This window comes from Mesorhizobium sp. M7A.F.Ca.US.014.04.1.1, assembly GCF_003998745.1.
In the GTDB taxonomy this organism is placed as follows: domain Bacteria; phylum Pseudomonadota; class Alphaproteobacteria; order Rhizobiales; family Rhizobiaceae; genus Mesorhizobium; species Mesorhizobium ciceri.
The window spans coordinates 1-496 of the sequence record NZ_RZRW01001424.1; the positions used below are offsets into that span (position 1 = coordinate 1).

2 pseudogenes are annotated in these 496 nt (G+C 64.5%); one reads left to right on the forward strand and one right to left on the reverse strand.

Features of this window, described 5'->3' with window-relative positions:
• Positions 1–275: pseudogene (locus tag EOA22_RS36905) on the reverse strand (dipeptide epimerase); the annotation flags it as partial.
• A 76-nt stretch (positions 276–351) separates the two neighbouring features.
• On the opposite strand from EOA22_RS36905, the pseudogene EOA22_RS39790 reads away from it, so the two are divergent.
• Positions 352–496: pseudogene (locus EOA22_RS39790) on the forward strand (organic solvent ABC transporter permease); the annotation flags it as partial.

Genomic DNA, 496 nt, shown 5'->3' on the forward strand with positions numbered 1-496 from the left:
AAGCCGTTGCGGGCGGCTCCGGCCGGCATGGCATCGAGCAAGGCGCTGCGGCTGATGCCATCGGCGATCCGGCCGCGCATGGCGTCGATCGCCTCGCGCACGCCCTCAATCGTCTCGCCATAGCGCTTGTAGGGGACGCATTCGCCGCGGCCGAAATGGCCGCCGTCGCTGATCGTGCAGGAGATCACTTCGGCTTCGGTCTTGGAACCGCGCGAAATGGTGAAGGTTCCGGCGATGGGAAAACGCTCGGCCTCGACCGAAATGACACGCGCCATATTTTTCTGCTCCTGCTGTGCGACAAGCGTTGTCGGCAAATCGACAGGTCAGACCCGTCAGGCTAAACAGGACGCCATGTTGACCATCGGCAAGCGCGACGCAAGCGGCACGACCGCAGGGGAGGCTGACCACGAACCGCGCGTGGCGATCGGCGAGGAGGACGGCGTTCTTGGCTGCGCTTTCTCCGGAATCTGGACGACACGGACCGTTGCACTCGTCG